This is a genomic window from Dokdonella sp., assembly GCF_019634775.1.
In the GTDB taxonomy this organism is placed as follows: domain Bacteria; phylum Pseudomonadota; class Gammaproteobacteria; order Xanthomonadales; family Rhodanobacteraceae; genus Dokdonella.
In genome coordinates this window covers 1,418,594-1,432,771 of record NZ_JAHCAS010000001.1, presented here as the reverse complement: position 1 = coordinate 1,432,771, position 14,178 = coordinate 1,418,594, and the positions used below count along the sequence as shown (strand labels likewise).

The 14,178-nt window shown below is 62.5% G+C and carries 9 protein-coding genes and 1 pseudogene; all 10 read left to right on the top strand.

What is annotated here, in order from left to right:
- Positions 1 to 2 precede the first annotated feature (2 nt).
- The 10 genes and pseudogenes from KF907_RS06125 to KF907_RS06080 all read left to right on the top strand — a co-directional run bounded on the left by KF907_RS06125 (position 3) and on the right by KF907_RS06080 (position 14,178).
- A complete protein-coding gene (locus KF907_RS06125) occupies positions 3 to 893 on the top strand; it encodes a TraI domain-containing protein (protein ID WP_291219051.1) in 891 nt (296 codons plus the stop codon).
- Positions 894 to 1,133: 240 nt separating this feature from the next.
- Positions 1,134 to 1,418 carry a hypothetical protein gene (locus tag KF907_RS06120; RefSeq protein WP_291219050.1) on the top strand — a complete coding sequence of 95 codons (285 nt, stop codon included), beginning with the start codon at positions 1,134 to 1,136 and terminating at the stop codon, positions 1,416 to 1,418.
- A 68-nt stretch (positions 1,419 to 1,486) separates the two neighbouring features.
- A protein-coding gene (locus KF907_RS06115; RefSeq protein WP_291219048.1) for an IS3 family transposase occupies positions 1,487 to 2,628 on the top strand; the annotation gives its coding sequence in 2 pieces (ribosomal slippage) (positions 1,487 to 1,751 and positions 1,751 to 2,628; 1,143 coding nt in all).
- 23 nt (positions 2,629 to 2,651) lie between these two features.
- A pseudogene (locus KF907_RS06110) lies at positions 2,652 to 2,807 on the top strand (IS3 family transposase); the annotation flags it as partial.
- A gap of 429 nt (positions 2,808 to 3,236) precedes the next feature.
- Positions 3,237 to 4,283: a DNA cytosine methyltransferase gene (locus KF907_RS06105; protein ID WP_291219047.1), complete on the top strand. Its 1,047-nt coding sequence runs from the start codon at positions 3,237 to 3,239 to the stop codon at positions 4,281 to 4,283.
- Positions 4,284 to 4,346: 63 nt separating this feature from the next.
- Positions 4,347 to 4,547 (top strand): PDDEXK family nuclease, encoded by a 201-nt coding sequence (locus KF907_RS06100; RefSeq protein WP_291219046.1) that lies wholly within the window; start codon positions 4,347 to 4,349, stop codon positions 4,545 to 4,547.
- Positions 4,526 to 4,726 (top strand): PDDEXK family nuclease, encoded by a 201-nt coding sequence (locus tag KF907_RS06095; RefSeq protein ID WP_291220327.1) that lies wholly within the window; start codon positions 4,526 to 4,528, stop codon positions 4,724 to 4,726. Before KF907_RS06100 ends, KF907_RS06095 begins: the two co-directional genes overlap by 22 nt.
- 19 nt (positions 4,727 to 4,745) lie before the next feature.
- Complete coding sequence (drmD, locus tag KF907_RS06090) at positions 4,746 to 7,868, top strand: DISARM system SNF2-like helicase DrmD (RefSeq protein WP_291219045.1); 3,123 nt, start codon at positions 4,746 to 4,748, stop codon at positions 7,866 to 7,868.
- Entirely contained in the window at positions 7,865 to 9,886 is a 2,022-nt protein-coding gene (locus KF907_RS06085) for a DUF2075 domain-containing protein (protein WP_291219044.1), read from the top strand. The genes drmD and KF907_RS06085 overlap by 4 nt, the downstream gene beginning before the upstream one ends.
- Positions 9,883 to 14,178 (top strand): Eco57I restriction-modification methylase domain-containing protein, encoded by a 4,296-nt coding sequence (locus KF907_RS06080; protein ID WP_291219043.1) that lies wholly within the window; start codon positions 9,883 to 9,885, stop codon positions 14,176 to 14,178. Before KF907_RS06085 ends, KF907_RS06080 begins: the two co-directional genes overlap by 4 nt.

The window sequence follows — 14,178 nt, the reverse complement described above, 5'->3', positions numbered from 1 at the left end:
CCATGGAAACCTCGATTCCTGACATCCACACCATCCTCATCCGTGCCGTCGTCACGCATGTGGCCACGTTCGAGACCGGCGTGCATCACGTCCGCCTGCTGCACGAGTACGAACAGATCGATGCTGTGTCCTGGCTGCCGCCACTGCCGGCGCATCCGGATCGCGTGCTCAAGGCGGAAGTTCGCGCGCTGCCGTTGGACACTCGAAACGGCACCACGCATGTGGTGACACGGATTACGCCGGACCCGGACATGGACGTGTTCGAGCTCATCCCCGATGCATTTGGCCAACCCAGCGACATCGTGGAACGGTGCCGGGAAGTCGTGGATGCCTGTAAAACCAATCCCCTGCGCCGCTTCCTCAGTGACGTCTTCTCCATGTCATCGGTGTACCACGATTTCTGGACCTGTCCGGCGTCGCGCGCGCATCACCACGCGTTCCCTGGCGGGCTCGCACAGCACTCCATCGAGATGGCTGAAAACGTCCGCGATACCCCGCGCCTGAGCAACCTGGAGCGCGACGTAGGAATCGCATTTGCCCTGCTGCACGATGTGGGCAAGCTCTGGTGCTACGCCCCGGACACATCGCACATGCACCCCATGGGGCACGAGCTGGTCGGCCTGGCCCAACTGCATCCTGCGCTGGAACGGCTGGCTAAGCGCTGGCCTGACGGCGCCGTCGCGATGCGCTCGCTGTTGTCAGGGCAATGGAAGCACCTGGGCGGCAAGCCGCTCATGGCTGTCGCAAGCCTGGTGCGCGCCTTCGATCAGTCCAGCGCTGAACGCGACCTGCGCTCGCGAAATCGCCACCCGCACCGGCCGTGGTCGCCGAGCAGCCCGGACCGCGCCCCCCTCAATCCGTACGAAGCGAATGCACCGGTTCGGACGCCGTAAACATCAAGCCCTCCCTCGGTAGTCCCGCTCTACTCGCCCAGCTGTCATCCATCGGCGGCCACACACCAACGTCATGCGTCGCAATCCATGAGAAGGGCAAGGTGTACGGTCCTGATGTCCAAGAGCGCGGATCGGCATATGCCCGTCTGCTCCGAGGGCGCGAGTTCCATTCGGTCGGCTAAGTGCACATGCCAACGCAGACAGCGCATTCACATTTCGAGCCCCCAACAGGACGATCCCATGGACACAACATCCGACATGAACACCGTCGTACGCGCGGTGATGCAAGCCCGTTCGCTCGCGATCGAAACTCTCCGGCAACTCTATCCCGATCTGTACGAACTCTCGGCGCGCGCTTTCAGTGCCGGACCCGCTGGTGGACCGTTCCACCACCAACGGCTAGGCGAATTCCTGACGGAATGGAACAATGCATTGGGACAATCGCCGATTCAGGCCTTGGCGATGGGACGTGTCCTGAAAGTCGAAGCTTTGCTGGCTGGGCGCGCACCTCCATACGAATGCTGATCTGATCTTGCTCCCGCTCGACGGACACCCGGTTAAGCGATTCACTATCGCAAACCGAGGCGGACATCATGGCAACGAAGACGGCAGGACGGAAGGCGCGGCGGTCGCGCTTCAGCGCGGAGTTCAAGCAGCAGGCATTGCTGAGGGCGGTGAAGGACGGGGTGCCGGCGGCGGCGCAGGAGCCGGGCCTGGCGCCGGCGCAGCTGTACGCGTGGCGATCCAAGGCGCAGCAGCAGGGCCAGAACGACGAAGCGCAGCGGCTGCAGCAGTCAGAGCTGGCGCGGCTGCGGCGTGAGCTGGCGCGGGTGGAAGAGGAGAACGCCTTCCTAAAAATGGCGGCGGCGTACTTCGCGAAGCAGCCGAAGTGAAGTACGCAACGATGAGGGAACACGAGGGCGAGTTCGCGGTGCGGTTGATGTGCCGGGTGCTGTCGGTGTCGGCGAGCGGGTACTACGACTGGCGCAAGCGGGGCGCATCGAAGCGGGCACAGGCGCGAGCCGCGCTGGATGCGCAGGCGGAAGCGGAGTTCAAGGCCCACAAGGGCCGCGCCGGTTCGCCGCGGCTGTCGCGTCACCTGCATCGAGGACGTCGGCAGGTGGCGATGAGCCTGCGTCGTCAGGGCCTGCGTGCCAAGGCCGCGCGGAAGTTCACGGCGACGACGAACTCGAACCACGCGCTGCCGGTGGCGGAGAACCGGCTGCAGCAGAACTTCACGGTGGAGCGGGCCAATCAGGCATGGGTGGGCGACATCACGTTCATCGGAACGGACGAAGGCTGGCTGTACCTGGCGGTGGTGATGGACCTGTACTCGCGTCGGATCGTGGGCTGGTCGATGGGCGATCGCATGCCGGCCTCGCTGGTGTGCGACGCGCTGCGCATGGCGCTGTTCAACCGCAGGATGCCGCGCGGCGTCCTCATGCACACCGATCGCGGCAGCCAGTACTGCTCGCACGAGCACCGCGACCTCCTCGACCAGCATGGCCTGATCGCCAGCATGAGCGCCAAGGGCAACTGCTACGACAACGCGGCGATGGAAAGCTGGAACCACAGCCTCAAGGTCGAGGCGATCCACGGCGAACGCTTCGCCACGCGCGAGCAGGCGCGTGCGCACGTGTTCGAGTACATCGAGGTTGACTACAATCGAAACCGCCTGCACTCAACTCTTGGCTATCTCAGTCCGGAGCAGTTCGAGCAGGCAAACGCTGCTTAGGCGGGTGTCCGTGAAACGGGGGCAAGATCAAGGCGATCCACGGCGAACGCTTCGCCACGCGCGAGCAGGCGCGTGCGCACGTGTTCGAGTACATCGAGGTTGACTACAATCGAAACCGCCTGCACTCGACTCTTGGCTATCTCAGTCCGGAGCAGTTCGAGAAGGCAAACGTCGCTTAGGCGGGTGTCCGTGAAACGGGGGCAGGATCAATCCATCAACTCGGTCGGTGTTAGAGACGGTAAACGGGGAATGAAACATGTTCGGTTTGCATTGGGCAATGACGACTCCCAGCACCTATGTCATCCAGCATCAGGATGGAAAGCCAATCCGCAGGAGTACCGGTTTGGCGTTCTTCTCAGCTCCCAATCAACGTTCTCTCCGAAGCGATATGGCTCGGGTTCGACTGGAAAGGAACGACCGACCTCACAGCACCCATGCGCCGAGGAATTCGACCAAGCTCGAATTGGCTTTTAATCGACCTTTCGCCCAGAATTGGCTAAGCCGTGTCAACTCACATTTTGAGATCAATCTTAGCCAAGATTTGATGCTCGAAGATTGATGATGACATGAAGTGAGTGCTACAACTTCTGTAGACATGTGGACGTTTAATGAAGAACACTATTGCATGCATTGATCTATTTTGCGGAGCAGGTGGACTTACGCATGGATTTATCCTGGAGGGGCTTAACGTCGTCGCGGGAATTGATCTTGATCCCGCTTGTCGATTTCCTTACGAACAGAACAACGCGAAGGCCAAGTTCATTGAGCGCGACATCAGAAGATTTTCTGCCCGAGAACTTAAAGGAATGTTTTCCGGCGCAGAAATCACTGTATTAGCTGGTTGCGCGCCATGCCAACCCTTCTCGACCTACGCGCAGCGCTACGAACTAAACGCTAAAGATGGCAAGTGGGGTCTCCTGTACGAGTTCGCTCGCCTCGCGAAGGGCGCCAATCCCGATGTGATCACGATGGAGAACGTGCCAACCGTCGCCAAGCACGAGGTCTTTCACGATTTCGTGGATACGCTGAAACGGCTCGGCTACGAGGTCTGGCACGACGTCGTCGATAGTTCCCTCTATGGCGTCCCGCAGATGCGACGTCGGATGGTGTTGTTGGCATCCAAGCACGGCAAGATCGAGATGATCGAGCCGACGCGCAAGAAACCCAAGACGGTGAAGCAAGCCATCGGTCGCCTGCGTCATCTCAGCGCCGGTGAATCCGCTCCCAAGGACAAACTGCACGTCACCTCGACGCTCTCCGAAACGAATCTCAAGCGGATCAAGGCGTCCAAACCCGGCGGCACTTGGCGCGATTGGCCGAAGAACCTCGTCGCCGATTGCCACCGCGCAGACAGCGGGCGCACTTATCCGGGCGTCTATGGACGCATGGAGTGGGACAAGCCCGCGCCGACGATGACGACCCAGTGCTTTGGATTCGGCAATGGCCGCTTTGGCCACCCCGAGCAGGATCGGGCCATCTCGCTGCGTGAAGCGGCGATCTTGCAGAGCTTTCCGCGTGACTACAAATTCATCCCGAAGCGTGGTGAGGTCAGCTTCAAGGTACTCGGACGGCTCATCGGCAACGCGGTGCCCGTCGATCTCGGTCGCGCCATCGCCCGCAGCATCAATCGGCACCTCGCCCTGGTCGCACGGTGATGGGCTGACGTGGAGCGCCCGTTGCCTAGCCCTCTACCTTCGCCATCCCATGCCAGTCACCGCATGGCGAAGGTCAGGCAGACGGGTACGAACGCAGGGCGGGCGCTACGGCGGGAGATGTATCGCATCGGCCTGCGCTACCGGGTCGGCTACGAGGTGCTGAAGAAACCGCGCCGCGTCGCGGACGTGGCGTTGCCCGGTCGCAAGATCGCCGTCTTCGTCGATGGCTGCTTCTGGCACGGTTGCCCAGAACATGCTACGTAAAGCGAAACGCGGAGTTCTGGAGGCAGAAGATCGAGACCAACCGCCAGCGGGACGCGGACACAAACGCGCGGCTTGAGGCCGCCGGTTGGACGGCGCTGCGCTTCTGGTTGCACGAGTCGCCAGCCAAGGCCGCCGCGACGGTCGCCAGCGTGGTCGCCAAGGTCGACGCGAAGAACTGAAAAGGAAGATGACCACCGCATGGACATCGCAAGCGAACAGCAACCTCAGACATATCGCGCTCGCCCCGAGCCAGGGCAACTCGTCGAAGTGCGCCGCCGTCAGTGGGTGGTGGCGGACGTCAATGCCGCCGGACTCGATACCGGTACGCCTCAACACTGCCTGACGTTGTCGTCGATCGACGAGGACGGTCTCGGCGAAGAACTGCAAGTCGTCTGGGAGATCGAGCCGGGCGCTCAGGTCATCGAGCGAGCTGGCCTGCCTTCGGTCACAGGGCAGGACGACTCCGATACGCTCGACGCTTTCCTCGATGCCGTGCGGTGGGGTGCGGCCACCAATGCCGATCGTGGATTTCTCCAAGCCCCGTTCCGTAGCGGCGTCAGCATCGAGGACTTCCAACTCGATCCCCTGGTGCGCGCCATCGACATGGCGCGCGTCAACCTGCTCATTGCCGACGACGTCGGCCTCGGCAAAACCATCGAAGCCGGTCTGGTCATTCAGGAACTGCTGCTGCGGCATCGCGCGCGCGCCGTCCTGATCGTCTGCCCCGCGTCGCTTCAGGAGAAGTGGCGCGTCGAGATGCTGGAGAAGTTCGGCCTCGACTTCCGCGTGGTCGATACCGACTACATCAAGCGACTGCGGCGCGAGCGCGGCATCCACGCCAACCCGTGGACGTCGCATCCGCGCCTCATCACGTCGATGGATTGGGCCAAGAGCGGCGAGGGCTTGCGCGCCATGCGCGACGTGATTCCACCGCACGTCGGCCATCTGCGCAAGTTCGACCTGCTGGTCGTGGACGAAGCCCACAACGTCGCGCCCGCCGCAGGCGCGCACTACGCGCTGGAGAGCCAGCGCACACGCTTCGTCCGCGCCATCGGGCCGCACTTCCAGCATCGCCTGTTCCTGACCGCAACGCCGCACAACGGCTACACCGAGTCGTTCACCTCGCTGCTGGAACTGCTCGACGACCAGCGTTTCGCGCGCAATATCCTCCCCGATGAGAAGCGCCTGAGTCAGGTGATGATCCGTCGCCTGAAAAGCGATCTGGTCGATGCGCAGGGCAACCCTTTGTATGCCCGCCGTACCTTGCAGGCGCTCGAAGTTCCGTACACGGCGGAGGAGCGCGAGATTCATCGCAAGCTGGACGACTACTGCGCCAGCCGCGAAAAGGACGCCGAGAAATCAGGCAACGGCTTCGGCACGGCCTTCGTCAACCGGCTCCTCAAGAAGCGTCTGCTCTCGTCGCCAGCGGCGTTCGCGTCCACGCTCGAAAAGCACGTCGCATCGCTGTCCGAAGCCCGGCCCGCGAAGCCGGACGCGATGGCCGAGCGCATCCTGCACAAGGCCATCCTGAAGGCCGACGAGGACTACGCCGACGACAGCGAAGTCGAGAACGCCCAAGCCGAAGCCATTGAGGAAGCCACGCGCCGCTCAATGCCGCTGACGGCGGAGCAGCAGGCGCTGCTGGACGATTTGCGCGCGTGGGCGCAACGTGCCCGCAATCAGGCCGACTCCAAGGCCAAGGCCATCCTCGACTGGCTCACGGCCAACCTCAAGTCGGATGGCCAGTGGAACAACCGCCGGGTAATCCTGTTCACCGAATACCGCACTACGCATCAGTGGATGCATCAAATTCTCGCCAGCCACGGCTTCGGCGGCGAGCGTCTCGGCCTGCTGCACGGTGGCCTCTCCCAAGAAGAGCGCGAACCCATCAAGGCGGCGTTCCAAGCCTCGCCGCAGGATTCGCCCGTGCGCATCCTGCTCGCCACCGATGCGGCGTCCGAAGGCATCGACTTGCAGAACCACTGCAATCGGCTCATCCACCTGGAGATTCCCTACAACCCCAACGTGATGGAGCAGCGCAACGGGCGTATCGACCGCCACGGCCAGCGTGAGAAGGAAGTGCTGATCTGGCACCCGGTCGATGGCGGCGGTGCGAACGGCACACCGGTCGGTGGCCACGGCGAGGACATCCTGCGTGCCCTGCGCAAGCTGGATTCGATGCGCGCCGACATGGGCAGCGTCAATCCAGTCATCGCGCCGCAGATGTCCGGCCTCATTGAAGGCTCGCTGAAGGACTTGGACACCCGCATGGCCGAGGCGCGGATCGCCCGGGCCAAGAACTTCGTGCGCGCCGAGCGCGAATTGAAGGAGCGGGTCGCCAAACTCCATGAGTGCCTGCTCACCACAAAACAGGACTTCCACCTCACGCCCGACCACGTCCTAATGGCCGTGAAGACCGGCCTCGCGCTGGCGGGCCGTCCGCCGCTGGAACCCGTCGAACTGGCGGGCACACCCTCGGGCACCGTCTTCCGCATGCCCGCGCTATCCGGCTCGTGGGCACGCTGCCTGGAAGGGCTGCGCCACCCGCACACCCAGAAGATACGGCCCATCACCTTCGACCACGCCATCGCCAGTGGCCGCGACGACGTGGTGCTCGTCCATTTGAACCATCGCCTGGTGCAGATGTGCCTACGCCTGCTGCGCGCCGAAATCTGGGCGCAGGACGATGTGAAGAAGCTGCACCGCGTTACCGTCCGCACCGTGCCGGATGCGCTCGTCGATGGCCCCGCCGTGGTCGTCGTCTCGCGGCTGGTCGTCACCGGTGGCAACCATCATCGGCTGCACGAAGAGCTGACGGTCTCGGGTGGCTATCTGCGTGACCAGTCCTTCCGCCGCGAAGAAGGCGTCACCCGTGTCCAGCAATGGCTGGATGAGACAAAGCCCATCACCGCAGCCCCATCCTTGTTCGATGCGCTTCGCACCCGCTTCGATCGCCAGCAGGAAGCCATCCTGAAAGCGGTGGATGCCCGTTCCAAAGAACGTCTCCGCTACCTGACCAACACGCTCCAGACCCGCAAGCAGCAGGAAATCGACGACATCGGCACCGTGCTGGATGAACTGGAGCAGGCCATCCGGTCCGAGTTGAAGAAAGAGCAGCAACCCGAACAGCTCTCGCTCTTCACCGAAGACGAGCGCACGCAGCTCCGGCGCGACATCGCCGCGCTGGAAGCGCGCATCGCACGCATCCCCGATGAACGCCAAATGGAGATACAAGCCATAGAAGCCCGCTACGCCAAACTCGACGACCGCACCTTCCCGGTCGCGGTGATCTTCGTCGTGCCGGAGGGAGGCACGAGATGAGTCGTGGCGTTCGATACCCGTTATCAGACTTCATGCTTGTCGATGATGTCCAGTTGCTGGGCGAACTCACCGACGCGGTTGCATCGACCGGCATACAAGTCACACGCACGACCCAGATTGAGACGTGGAAGACTCAGGTCATGCTCCTGCAACGCTGTGCGTCGGAACTGATACAGAGGTACGGGGCGGCCAAAGACTGGCACCTGATCCTCGAATATGAACTGCCGCGCCGACAGAAGCGCCCCGATGCGATCTTGCTTGCTGATGACGTTATTCTGGTAATCGAGTTCAAGGTCGGAGCCACGTCTCACGACGCATCGTCCCGCTGGCAAGTAGAAGACTATTGCTTGAACTTACGTGACTTCCACGGCGGCAGTTCCGGGCGAGCGATCGTGCCGGTGCTTTGCTCCACTGCCGCGCCAATTGTCACCAGCTCGCCCCCAATTTCGAACTCGCGTGTCGCCCCCATACGGCTCACCAATGCAGACGACCTAGCAAACGTGCTGCTGTCGGCTTACTCGGCGCAACACGATCCTCACGGCGCACCCATCGATGCCGACACCTGGGTCGACGCACCGTATCGTCCCACGCTATCAGTCATCGAGGCAGCTGAGCGCCTTTACGAGAACCACGACGTTCGCGAGATCAGCCACAGCTACGCCAGCAACTTGGATGCTACGACGGACCTGCTGGCGGAGGTAATCAGGGATGCACGTACGCAGAACCGACGTTATGTGTGCTTCGTTACCGGCGTTCCTGGGGCCGGCAAAACGTTGACAGGGCTCAACCTCGTCCACGATCCATCTCTGCGTGCGGAAGGCGGCCCGTCAGGCATCTTCTTGTCCGGCAACGGCCCCCTGGTCAAAGTCGTACGAGAGGCTTTGGTGTTGAGTCAACAGCGCGCGGGGCGTCGGCGCCAGGATAGCGCTCATGAAGTCTCGACCTTCATCCAGAACGTTCACCAGTTCTTGCGCTACCACCGCGAACATCCAACGGCATTGCCGCACGAGCACGTCGTCGTCTTCGACGAGGCCCAACGCGCATGGGATCAGAAACAGATGCTGCGCAAACAAGGGGTGGATCGTTCGGAGGCTGCCGAACTCTTCGACGTGATGGATCGACTGAACGGATGGGCCGTAATCATCGCGCTCGTCGGCGGTGGGCAGGAGATATTTCTCGGCGAGGCAGGTCTGGAGGAATGGGGACGAGCAGTTGCGGTTCGGCCGGATTGGCGAGTCGTCGCCTCTCCCGAAGTCGTCTCCGGAGGGGCCAGCGTATCCGGACACCGCTTGTTTGCTGATGGCATTCCCTCTGGCATTGAGTTCCGACCTGAGCCATTGGCCCACCTTGGTGTCGGAGTCAGGAGCTTTCGCGCGCAACGGCTAGCAGAGTGGGTCGATGCAGTGCTCTCCCTTGATACCGAATGTGCGCGGTCGCTCATGCCGGATTGCCGGGAGTTCCCATTCTATTTCACTCGCGATCTCAAGATCGCCAAGGCATGGTTGCGTGCAAGAAGCGAACCGGACAACGGCCAGCGCTCCGGCTTGATCGCCACGTCGGAGGATCAACGCTTGCGCGCCTATGGTTTGGAGCGATCCAGCGCCTTCCGACTGGATTATTCGTTCGAGAAGTGGTTCTTGATGCCGCCTGCGGACGTCCGGTCGAGTCATGCCCTTGAGGTGGCGGCATCGGAGTTCGAATGCCAAGGGCTTGAGCTCGACTGGGTAGGTCTGTGTTGGGGTGGCGATTTGACACCATTCAAGCCTGGTGCCTGGGAGTACCGCAAGTTCCGCGGCAGTACCTGGCATCAGGTGCGTAGCGACATTGAGCGAACCTATGTACGCAATCGCTACCGCGTACTGCTTACACGCGCACGTCTCGGTATGGTCATCTGGATACCACCGGGCAAAGCCATTGACTCGACCCTTGATCCGGCCAGATTCGACCGAGTTCAAACGTTACTTGAGGCAGCAGGAGTGCCAGAGCTTCGACCAGATTTCAAAAGGGCTCAAGCATGAGCCAAACGAATCATCACCACGAATGGCTCTCGCTGATCGAGATTTCCGGCCCCTTCCTCGCCGTCCCCGTACTGAAGGAAGCCTTCCCGCAAGGGCTGGAAGAACTCGACGCAGCCAAACGCAAGCGGCTGCGGCAGGCCTATGATGAATGGCGTGACGCGCAGGAAACCGACGATCCCCGGCTCGAAGACCTGCACACGGCGTGGATCGACGAGGTGCTGTCACGCGGACTGGAACTCGACGAGGACGGTCGTGGCGACGTACTCAAACGCAAAGACTGGTGCGCCAATCACCTGACCGTCGCGCTGCCGGAACACGGCGTGAGCCTGTCGCCGGACTTCGCCGTCGTCGGCAATGGCGACCAGCCGCTGATGCTCGTCCACGCCTACGGGCCGGACATCGATCTCGATGCCACCCAGAAGCTGGATGGTTGGGCCAGCACACCGGCGGAACGCATGGTGACGCTCTGCCGTGCCAAGGGTTGTCGCCTCGGGCTGGTCACCAACGGCGAACGCTGGATGCTGGTCGATGCGCCGGTGGGCGCGGTCACCACCTTCGCCAGTTGGTATGCACGCATCTGGGGCCAGGAACCCGTCACCCTGCAAGCCTTCGTCCACCTCTTGGGCATCCGGCGCTTCTTCGTGGACGAGTCCGAGCGGCTGCCCGCGCTGCTCGACCGTTCGCTGAAGTTCCAGGACGAAGTGACCGACGCCCTTGGCGAGCAGGTGCGGCGTGCGGTCGAAGTGCTGATCCAGGCGCTCGACAAGGCCGACCAAGACCGCGACCGCGAACTGCTGCGTGACGTGAAGCCCGCCGAGCTCTACGAGGCCGCGCTGACGGTGATGATGCGGCTGGTCTTCCTGCTCTCCGCCGAGGAGCGCGGTCTGCTGCTCCTGGGCGACGAACGCTACGAAGCCAACTACGCGCTCTCGACCCTGCGCATGCAACTGCGCGCCGAATCGGATGAGATTCTGGAGCGCCGCTGGGATGCGTGGTCGCGCCTGCTGGCCGTGTTCCGCGCCGTGTATGGCGGCATCGAGCACGAAAACCTGCGCCTGCCCGCGCTGGGCGGCTCGTTGTTCGACCCGGATCGCTTCCCCTTCCTCGAAGGCCGCGCGAAGGGTTCCGATTGGCGCATTGATGTCGCCAAACCGCTGCCCATCGACAACCGCACCGTCCTGTTGTTGCTCGAAGCCATCCAGCAATTCCAGGGGCGCACGCTGTCCTACCGGGCGCTGGAAGTGGAGCAGATCGGCTACGTCTATGAGGGCTTGCTGGAGCGCACTGTCAAGCGCACCTTGGATGTCACGCTGGAACTCGACGCCACCAAGAGCGCGCACTCGCCGTGGGTTACGCTGGCCGAACTCGAATCCGCGCGACTGGATGGCACCGAGCGCTTGACTGAACTGCTCCAGCAGCGCTCTGGCAGCTCCGCCAGCCGCGTGCGCAACGATCTGGCCCGCACCGTGGACGATGCGCTTGCTGACCGCCTGCTGACGGCTTGCCACGGCGACACGGCACTGCGCGACCGCATCAAACCCTTCGGCCATCTGGTGCGCACCGACCCGTGGGGCTACCCGCTGGTCTATCCCACTGGTGCCTTCATCGTCACCACCGGCTCCGACCGGCGTGAAACCGGCACCCACTACACGCCGAAGTCGCTCACCGAGGCCATCGTCACCGAGACGCTCACGCCCGTCGCCTACGTCGGCCCCGCGCAGGGCACACCGCGCGCGGATTGGGTACTGAAATCACCCGCCGAACTGCTCGACCTAAAGATCTGCGACCCGGCGATGGGTTCGGGCGCATTCCTGGTGCAAGCCTGCCGCTGGTTGGCCGACCGTTTGGTGGAATCGTGGACACAGGCCGAGAAGCAGGGGCACACGGTCGGTATCGACGGGCGTGTGATGACCGCAGACGCCAGCATCGAGCCGCTGCCGCGTGACACCGAGGCGCGCACCATCGTCGCCCGACGTCTCATCGCCGAACGCTGCCTCTACGGCGTCGACCTGAATCCGCTCGCAGTCGAGTTGGCCAAGCTCTCCATCTGGCTGGTGACGCTGGCCAAGGGTCGCCCCTTCGGCTTCCTCGATCACAACCTGCGCTGTGGCGACAGCCTGCTCGGCATCCACCGGCTGGATCAGCTCACCCAGCTTTCGATGAACCCCACGGGTCAAGGGCAACTGCGCCTGTTCGGCCAGAACATCGAACAGGCCGTGCGCGAGGCCATCGAACTGCGACAACAGCTGCGCGAAATGCCCATTCGCGACATTCGAGATGTGGAGGCGATGGCGCATCTGGACGCCGACGCGCGCCGCAGGCTGGCAGCGCCGGAAAGCATCGCTGATGCATTTATCGGGGAAATGTTGGCTTTAGGCGGTAACGCGACCGCAATCGAAAGCGCGGCCACGATACTAACCATCCAAGCCGGTCAAGCGGTGGCGGGCGACCGCAACGCCCTCGATGCCATCTTGAAGCGTGCGGGGGAAACTTTGAGCGTCGATCTGCCGCTGGGCAAGCCCACTCGCACCCCATTCCATTGGCCGTTGGAGTTCCCTGAAGTATTCGCCAGAACATCATCCGGGTTCGATGCTTTGGTCGGCAATCCGCCATTCCTCGGCAACCGTCTGTGGAAAGGCGCGCTGGGCGATAGATTGCAGTGGCAATGTCAGATGGTGCTTGGCGCGTCGCCGGGCAAGATCGACCTTTGTGTCGTTTTCCATCGACGGGCAGTCGACCTGCTTCGACCCGATGGCTGCTATGGGATGCTGGCGACCAGCAACATCGCGGAAGGCAGCGCGATAGAGGTCGGCTTGGGCGTCATCGTCCAGAACGGTGACATCCATTTCGCCAGAAAAGGGATGCCGTGGCCGGGTGCGGCGTCGGTCGTCGTCGCCATAGTCGGCTTCTACAAGGGCGAGTGGCAGGCCGACTGCGATGCCGATGGACGAAGCTGCCCGCGCATTGGGCCGAGGCTGGAACCGGAGGCGGCGGACGTCTGGGCGCCGCAGGCCTTGACCGACGCTCCTTTTGCTTTCGAGGGCGTAAACAACAGCAAGGGACTGGCCTTCGTCATTACTCCGACCAGCCCGTGGTTCGACCGGCTCAAGAACGAGCCTGGCAGTCTGCTGCGGCCCTACATCACCGGCGACGACATCACCAGTTCGGCGCTGAATCGAATCGAACGATGGGCGCTCGATATCGGTGATTTGGGATTGGATGAGATCGCTCACAGATGGCCCGTGGCGCATCGCTTCATCGTCGAGGAAGTGCAGCCGACCCGCACGGTCGCGGCGCTCAAGAGCTACAAGGGACTGATCGACCGCTGGTGGCAGTTCTGGAACAACAGAGTCGCGCTATTAGCCAAGCTCCGCGTTCGTGAAACATGTATCGCCTATTCGAAACATACAAAGCATCCGTTCGGGATGATCGTTCCCACGAACTGGATTTACATAAACAGCGTTCTGCTCATTGCAATACAGCGAGGCGATGAGCCAGCGATTACTTTGAGCTCACTCTTCCGTGTCTGGCTTGAGAGTTTCTCCAGCCGGCACCTCAGCAACGTCTTCCGGCTTTCGATCAGCGAGTCGGTTGCCAAGTATCCGGTTCCAGAACGAAGCGTGGCATCGGCTGGCGTGGAAGCGGCAACGCAGTTCAACCGTCTCGCGGTCGAGTTCAGTTCGGCACACAGTTCTGGCTTGACTGACGTAATGAACGCCATCCATTCACCGAACAACTCCGATGCAACCATCGCTGAATTGCGGCGTCTGCTGTCCAGCATCGACGCCGAAGTCGCAGCCGCCTACGGCTGGAGCGATGTGGACGTGACCTATGACTTCCGTGAGTTCGACGGCGGCTCCGCGAACGACAAATGGCGGTGGGCGTTGTCCGCCGATTCCACGGCAACGCTGTTGGACAGGCTCGTGACGCTCAACCGTGAACGCTTCGAGGCAGCGGCTAAAGCCAACGGTGGTGCGCAAACGCCGTCCAGCAAACGCCACCGTACTAGCACCGACGTTCCGCAACCATCGCTCGACTTCGGCACCTTACCCACCAATGAAGGCCAATACCTCAAAGCCGCCGATCCACGCCCCGACTACCGCGCCGGCCCCGCCCACGCCATCGTCGAACACCTGAAAGCCCACCCCGGCTGGCACGCCAAGTCCGACATTCTCGCTGCCACTGATATCACGGATGGCCAGTGGAACACCGCCATCAGCGAGCTGACCTCCAGCGGCAAAGTCGAACGCCAAGGCGAGCGGCGCGGAACCCGATACCGACTGATCGAATAG

What these genes read in the sequence shown, in the direction of transcription:
- KF907_RS06080 (WP_291219043.1), top strand. Translation starts at nt 9,883, where the DNA reads ATGAGCCAAACGAATCATCACCACGAATGGCTCTCGCTGATCGAGATT.
- KF907_RS06125 (WP_291219051.1), top strand. Translation starts at nt 3, where the DNA reads ATGGAAACCTCGATTCCTGACATCCACACCATCCTCATCCGTGCCGTC.
- KF907_RS06105 (WP_291219047.1), top strand. Translation starts at nt 3,237, where the DNA reads ATGAAGAACACTATTGCATGCATTGATCTATTTTGCGGAGCAGGTGGA.
- KF907_RS06120 (WP_291219050.1), top strand. Translation starts at nt 1,134, where the DNA reads ATGGACACAACATCCGACATGAACACCGTCGTACGCGCGGTGATGCAA.
- drmD (WP_291219045.1), top strand. Translation starts at nt 4,746, where the DNA reads ATGGACATCGCAAGCGAACAGCAACCTCAGACATATCGCGCTCGCCCC.
- KF907_RS06100 (WP_291219046.1), top strand. Translation starts at nt 4,347, where the DNA reads ATGGCGAAGGTCAGGCAGACGGGTACGAACGCAGGGCGGGCGCTACGG.
- KF907_RS06085 (WP_291219044.1), top strand. Translation starts at nt 7,865, where the DNA reads ATGAGTCGTGGCGTTCGATACCCGTTATCAGACTTCATGCTTGTCGAT.